This is a genomic window from Mesorhizobium sp. WSM4829 (assembly GCF_055811475.1).
Window position 1 is genome coordinate 21,063 of sequence record NZ_JBVVQJ010000057.1, and the last position, 6,053, is coordinate 27,115.

Consider the following 6,053-nt stretch of genomic DNA (forward strand, 5'->3'; position numbering starts at 1 on the left):
CCGGTTGGAGGATTCATCGCGGTGTTTGGTGTGCCGTCGCTGTTGGGTTCAAAGTGGACGGTCGCGATGGTGTATGAACGGCAGGCTTGCCGCGTCGCCCGATCGAGATCACTAGCGCGCTTTTGCTCTCGAGTTCATCCAAATAATCTGCCCACCACCGCATCATCTTGACACGCTCTTCCCAATGCTCAGCCCGGGCGTAGGCACGACGAACGTCGTTGTTTTCGATGTGGGCCAGTTGCCGCTCTATGGCATCCGGATGCCAATTTCCGCATTCGTTTAGCAGAGTTGATGCCGTTGCTCGAAAACCGTGCGCGGTAGCTTCCTCTTTGCCATAGCCCATACGGCGAAGGGCGGCGTTAAGCGTGTTGTCGGAAATCGGACGCGAACCCGATCGAACACTAGGAAACAACAGCGATCCACCACCAGAGATTTCTCTAAGTGAGGTCAGGACGCTGACCGCCTGCCTGGAAAGAGGTACACGGTGCGGCCTTCGCATCTTCATGCGTCCTTCAGGGATGCTCCACACCGACCTTTCGAAATCGAACTCGTCCCATCCGGCCGCGCGCAGCTCGCCGGGGCGGGGAAACAGCAGGGCCATCAGCTTCAGGGCGGCTCGGGTTGTTGGCTGTCCGTCAAACGCATTGATCGCCCTCAGCAAGCCTCCCAAGGCCTTAGGATCGGTAACTGCGGCACGCGGCGTGACCGTCGGACCGACGAGTGCGCCCCTCAGGGCGATCGTCGGATCTACATCGGCGCGTGCGGTTGCGATTGCATATCGAAACACGCTGCCGATGGTGGAGCGCAGTCGCCTGGCCGACTCGTATCGACCGCGAACCTCCACGCTGCGGAGAGCGGCAAGAATTGTGGCCGGATCGATCTCCCTTATGCTTTTGTCCCCAAATGTTGGATAGGCAAAGTCGAGCAACCATTTGACCTTGGTGATGGTCCGGTCGGCACGTCCCTCCTTCTTCAGCTTGTCGACATAATCCTCCGCGATTGAGCGAAAGGTGTCCTCTGCCGAAGCCTTTTGCGACTTACGCTCCTGTGCGGGGTCGATGCCACGTAGGAGAAGACGTTTGGCGGTATCGCGCGCCTCGCGTGCCTCAGCGAGGGAGATGAGGGGATAGCTGCCCAACGCCAGAAGCTTCTGCTTGCCTTCAAAACGATAGGCGAGGCGCCATAGCCGAGATCCGGTCGGCTGCACCCAAAGCTGGAGCCCGCCACCGTCAGAAAATTTCACGAGCTTGGAAGCGGGTCGGGCATTTCGGCATTTCACGTCGGACAGCGCCATTTTCGGGACCTCCACTTGGCTGCATCGATACCATCAGGATCTCCAATACCAGCGAAAATACCAGCCCTCCGCCTCGTTGGACCAACCACGCCGAAATTCCACAAAACCCGACCAACCGCGCCTAGCGCACTGAAATCACCAAAGATTTCAGCTAGTTGCCAAGACATAAGCGTAGAAGCTTCGGCGAAAGAGACTGTCGGGAGAAGAGGGGATGGTGCCCAGAGGCGGATTCGAACCACCGACACGCGGATTTTCAGTCCGCTGCTCTACCAACTGAGCTATCTGGGCCTGTTCCGGCACGCGGGCAGTTCTGCACGCCGGATTTCTTGAAAGCGCCGCAGGCGCCCCTTGAAAGCGCGTGGGTTATAGCACGGGAATCCGGCCTGTCCAGCGCCTAAGCGTTGATTTCAAGCGGCAAACGAGCAATCACTGGACAGCTCGATTCATGGGACGCGGTCGAAGTCACCAAGCCGTGCCGAACAGCTTCATTTGGGAGGGTCGTTGTCCGTTTCGTCCTCGTCGTCGCGGCCCGGAATGACATAGGCGCCCTTGAGCCAGCGGTTGAGGTCGATGTCCTTGCAGCGCACGGAGCAGAACGGGTAGGTCTCGCGCGCCGACGGCTTGCCGCATTCGGGGCAGGGCCGCTTGGGACGCAGCGGCGTGACCTTGTCGTCCGCACCCGAGTTCATGGCCGAACTGACTGCCAGTTGGCATGCACCTTGAAGCCCTCGCCGGCCAGCAGCGCCACCGTCTCATACAGCGGCAGGCCGACGACGTTGGTGTAGGAGCCGACAAGCTTGACGACGAAGGCGCCGGCCAGACCCTGGACGGCATAGCCGCCGGCCTTGCCGCGCCATTCCCCCGAGGCGACATAGGCGTCGATCTCGGCGCGCGGCAGCCGCTTGAATCGCACCCTGGTCTCGACCAGCCGCTGGCGCAGCTTGCCGGCCGGCGTGATCAGGCAGATGCCGGAATAGACCCGGTGCGAACGGCCGGACAGCAGGCCGAGGCAATTGACGACGTCGTCGAACGTTTCGGCCTTGGGCAGGATGCGCCGGCCGACGGCGACCACCGTGTCGGCGGCCAGCACGAAGCTCGGTGCATAATCCTCTTCCGTCTGCAGCGAGGCCAGCGCCTTTTCGGCCTTTTCCTTCGACAGGCGCTTGGCCAGCGAGCGTGGATGCTCGGCGCGCAGCGGCGTTTCGTCGACGCCGGCCGGCAGCACGCGGTCCGGCTCGATGCCGGCCTGCTGCAGCAGCTCGATTCGGCGCGGCGAACCCGAGGCAAGCACGAGCTTCTGCAAAATGCTCATCGCGATTCCGGCCGAGCTCTGACGATCTTACTTGAAACGGTAGGTGATGCGGCCCTTGGTCAGGTCGTAGGGTGTCATCTCGACAAGGACCTTGTCGCCGGTCAGCACGCGGATGCGGTTCTTGCGCATGCGGCCGGCGGTGTGGGCGATGATTTCGTGTTCGTTTTCAAGCTTCACCCTGAACATCGCATTGGGCAATAATTCCGTGACGACACCCGGAAACTCGAGGACTTCTTCCTTCGGCATTCGATACCTTTGCTTGGATGGATTCCCAGCGCCTAGAGCATGATGCCGAAAAGTGTGAAGCGGTTTTCGGACGACATCATGCTCTACGTCTTGGATTTAGAGGCGGATTCAGATTTCAGGTCGAACAGACCTGAAATCATCCGACTCTAGCCGGAATTTGGGCGGAACCTATATGATAATCGCGCGCTTGTGAACATGCTTAAATCAGCCCGGTTTCTCTGCTTCCGGCGCCAGAAAACGGCGGCCGATCCGCGCCCTCAGCCGTTCGCGCACCTCGCGATAGGCGGCCATGATCTGCTCGCGCGTGCCGCCGACGCCAGTCGGGTCCGGCATCGGCCAATATTCGACGTCGACGGCAAGCGAGCGGGTAAGCTCGAGCGCGGTGTGATGGGCTTCCGGCGACAGCGTGATGATCAGGTCGAAATAGTCGTCCTCGAGATCGTCCAGTGTCCTCGGGTGCCGATCGCCGAGCGAAAGCCCGTCCTCGGCCAGCACGGCGTCGACGAACGGGTCGCGTTCGCCGCCGCGCACCCCGGCCGACGCGACGAAGGTGGTGGCCGGAAGCACTTTGCGCGCCAGCAGTTCGGCCATCGGCGAGCGCACGGCGTTCATGGCGCAGACGAACAGGATCGAGCGGGGCAGGATCGCGCGGGGCAGAGGGACTGACAGTTCAGCCTCGCCAGTGCAGTACGCAGACCAGCGTGAACAGCCGGCGCGCCGTGTCGAAATCGATGTCGATCTTGCCGGCCAGCCGGTCCATCAGTGTCTGCGAGCCCTCATTGTGCAGGCCGCGCCGGCCCATGTCGATCGCCTCGATCTGGCTCGGCGTCGAGCTGCGGATGGCATCGTAATAGCTTTCGCAGATCATGTAATAGTCCTTGACGATACGCCTGAGCGGCGTCAGCGACAGGATGTGGGTTACGACCGCCGCGCCATCCTCGCGCGCCACCGCGAAGACCAGGCGGGATTCGGCCAGCGACAGTTTTAGCCGGTAGGGCCCGGCACCGTCGTCATTGACCGGCTGGAAGCTGTTTTCCTCGATCAGGTCGAAGATCGCCACCGCCCGCTCATGCTCGACGTCGGGCGTCGAACGGCCGATCGATTCGTCGAGTTCGACATCGATCAGCCTGGCACGGGTTCGATCGTAGTCCGCCATGTCAGCTACATATTCAGCCGGATGGCGACGGAGCGTCCATGCCCGTCGAGGCCTTCCGCTGTGGCCAGCGCGATGGCCGCCGGCGCCAGCGCCCGCAATTGCTCCGGCCCGAGCTTCAGGATTGAGGTGCGCTTGACGAAATCGAGCACCGAAAGCCCGGACGAGAAGCGCGCCGAGCGCGCCGTCGGCAGCACGTGGTTGGAGCCGCCGACATAGTCACCGATGGCTTCCGGCGTGTGGCGGCCGAGGAAGACGGCGCCGGCATTGCGCATCCGCGCCAGGAAGGCTTCCGGCTCGTCGATGGCAAGCTCGACATGTTCGGCCGCGATGCGGTCGACCAGCGGCAGCGCCGCCTCGATTCGGGGGACGTGGATGACGGCGCCGAAATCGCGCCAACTCGCCGCCGCCGTCCCGGCGCGCGACAGGTTTTGCAACTGGCGTTCGACCGCCTGTTCGACCGCCGCGCCGAAGACAGGATCGTCGGTGATCAGGATCGACTGCGCCGACACGTCATGCTCGGCCTGGGCAAGCAGGTCGGCGGCGATCCAGTCCGGATCGTTGCTGCCGTCGGCCACGACAAGCACTTCCGATGGCCCGGCGATCATGTCGATGCCGACCGTGCCGAACACCTGGCGCTTGGCCGCCGCGACATAGGCATTGCCGGGGCCGACGATCTTGGCGACCGGCTTTATCGTTTCGGTCCCATAGGCCAGCGCTGCGATCGCCTGCGCGCCGCCGACGCGGTAGATCTCGGTTATGCCGGTCAGGTCCGCCGCCACCAGCACCAGCGGATTGATGATGCCGCCGGGCGCCGGCACCGCCATGACGATGCGCTCGACGCCGGCGACCTTGGCCGGCACGGCGCTCATCAGCACCGAGCTTGGATAGCTCGCCGTACCGCCCGGGACATACAGCCCGACCGCCTCGATCGCGGTCCAGCGCGAGCCGAGCTCGACGCCGGCAGCGTCGGTATAGCGGTCGTCGTTCGGCCGCTGCCGCTCGTGATGCGAACGGATGCGGTCACGGGCGAATTTGAGCGCGTCGATCGTCTGCGGGTCGGCCGCATCGTAGGCCTTGGCGATGTCGTCTTTCGATACGGCAATGCCGAGGCCTTTCAGGTCGGCCTTTTCGAATTTCTGCGTGTAGTCGATGAGCGCCGCGTCGCCCTCGGCGCGCACCCGCGCGATGATCGCGCGCACCACCGCGTCGACGTCCTCCGAGACCTCGCGCTTGGTCAAAAGGAACGCGGCAAACCGCGGCTCGAAATCGGCATCGGACAGGCGAAGCGTGATGGCCATCTTGTTCGCTCAGGCTCTGTGGAAGGGGCGCGACGTCGCTTCCCAGGCGCCGCCAATGTCAGCCAGCCGCGCCTCGATGCACTCGACATCGAGCATGATCGCGCCGCCGCCTGAAAAGATCAGCTCGACAATGCCGGCCGGCTTGTCGAGCGCGACGAAGCTGATCGCCAGCAGCGACAGCACCTCGTCCGGCTTGTCGCGGGCAATGCCGCTGGTCTTGGCGCCCAGCACCCGGTCGAAATGCAGCACGCTTTGCCGCCGTTCATTGTGCTGGCGGAACAGCCCCGATTTCGCCTCCCAGACGAAGCGGTTCATCGTCATCACGAAGCGCTTGACCGCCGGCATGTATTCGAGGTCGCCGACCTTGAGCACGGCGTCCTGGACATGGGCCGAGACGATGCTCAGATCCTGATCGTCGAGCGCGACAAGCTTGAGAAGGTTCATGCGGAGTTCGCACCTGCGAAGGTTACATCGGCTTTCTGTTAGGCGGTCTTGGTGATCCGTGCAACCGTGCCGCGGATTCCAGCACAATCGCTTCAGGTTTGCGCCGCCCCTCACCTGCCTGCCGGCATCCTCTCCCCGCATAATGGCGGGGAGAGGGACGCCTTCGCAAGGATTTCGCCAATTTGCAGCGTTGCAGAGAGGGTGCCGAGCTTGCGGCCAGCCCTCTTCTCCCCGTCACTATACCTATCGCATTCACACATGTCGGTTGCGCTTTTCGGCGAAGCTCGATTCTATTTCGGCCGG

The 6,053-nt window shown here is 63.0% G+C and carries 8 protein-coding genes and 1 tRNA gene; all 9 read right to left on the reverse strand.

Annotated elements, in window-relative coordinates:
* Positions 1-13: 13 nt before the first annotated feature.
* The 9 genes from AC0L17_RS32030 to AC0L17_RS32070 all read right to left on the reverse strand — a co-directional run bounded on the left by AC0L17_RS32030 (position 14) and on the right by AC0L17_RS32070 (position 5,750).
* Positions 14-1,294: a tyrosine-type recombinase/integrase gene (locus AC0L17_RS32030; RefSeq protein WP_473518698.1), complete on the reverse strand. Its 1,281-nt coding sequence runs from the start codon at positions 1,292-1,294 to the stop codon at positions 14-16.
* A 212-nt stretch (positions 1,295-1,506) separates the two neighbouring features.
* Positions 1,507-1,582: transfer RNA gene (locus AC0L17_RS32035), tRNA-Phe, on the reverse strand.
* A 197-nt stretch (positions 1,583-1,779) separates the two neighbouring features.
* A complete protein-coding gene (gene yacG / locus AC0L17_RS32040) occupies positions 1,780-1,983 on the reverse strand; it encodes a DNA gyrase inhibitor YacG (protein WP_023803280.1) in 204 nt (67 codons plus the stop codon).
* Positions 1,980-2,606 (reverse strand): Maf-like protein, encoded by a 627-nt coding sequence (locus AC0L17_RS32045; RefSeq protein WP_473518699.1) that lies wholly within the window; start codon positions 2,604-2,606, stop codon positions 1,980-1,982. Before AC0L17_RS32045 ends, yacG begins: the two co-directional genes overlap by 4 nt.
* A 27-nt stretch (positions 2,607-2,633) precedes the next feature.
* A complete protein-coding gene (infA, locus tag AC0L17_RS32050; protein WP_006200926.1) occupies positions 2,634-2,852 on the reverse strand; it encodes a translation initiation factor IF-1 in 219 nt (72 codons plus the stop codon).
* Positions 2,853-3,056: 204 nt separating this feature from the next.
* Positions 3,057-3,521, reverse strand: coding sequence for an arsenate-mycothiol transferase ArsC (locus tag AC0L17_RS32055; RefSeq protein ID WP_473518701.1), 465 nt, complete (start codon positions 3,519-3,521; stop codon positions 3,057-3,059).
* A gap of 1 nt (position 3,522) precedes the next feature.
* Positions 3,523-4,008, reverse strand: coding sequence for a UPF0262 family protein (locus tag AC0L17_RS32060; RefSeq protein ID WP_023803277.1), 486 nt, complete (start codon positions 4,006-4,008; stop codon positions 3,523-3,525).
* 5 nt (positions 4,009-4,013) lie between these two features.
* The gene (hisD, locus tag AC0L17_RS32065; protein ID WP_473518700.1) at positions 4,014-5,306 is read right to left on the reverse strand and encodes a histidinol dehydrogenase; all 1,293 of its coding nucleotides are present in this window, start codon (positions 5,304-5,306) and stop codon (positions 4,014-4,016) included.
* Between the two features lie 9 nt (positions 5,307-5,315).
* Positions 5,316-5,750 carry a DUF2948 family protein gene (locus AC0L17_RS32070; protein ID WP_292407002.1) on the reverse strand — a complete coding sequence of 145 codons (435 nt, stop codon included), beginning with the start codon at positions 5,748-5,750 and terminating at the stop codon, positions 5,316-5,318.
* Positions 5,751-6,053 lie beyond the last annotated feature (303 nt).

Coding starts and splice junctions, on each gene's coding strand:
- AC0L17_RS32030 (WP_473518698.1), bottom strand. CDS start 1,294: ATGGCGCTGTCCGACGTGAAATGCCGAAATGCCCGACCCGCTTCCAAG.
- yacG (WP_023803280.1), bottom strand. CDS start 1,983: ATGAACTCGGGTGCGGACGACAAGGTCACGCCGCTGCGTCCCAAGCGG.
- AC0L17_RS32045 (WP_473518699.1), bottom strand. CDS start 2,606: ATGAGCATTTTGCAGAAGCTCGTGCTTGCCTCGGGTTCGCCGCGCCGA.
- infA (WP_006200926.1), bottom strand. CDS start 2,852: ATGCCGAAGGAAGAAGTCCTCGAGTTTCCGGGTGTCGTCACGGAATTA.
- AC0L17_RS32060 (WP_023803277.1), bottom strand. CDS start 4,008: ATGGCGGACTACGATCGAACCCGTGCCAGGCTGATCGATGTCGAACTC.
- hisD (WP_473518700.1), bottom strand. CDS start 5,306: ATGGCCATCACGCTTCGCCTGTCCGATGCCGATTTCGAGCCGCGGTTT.
- AC0L17_RS32070 (WP_292407002.1), bottom strand. CDS start 5,750: ATGAACCTTCTCAAGCTTGTCGCGCTCGACGATCAGGATCTGAGCATC.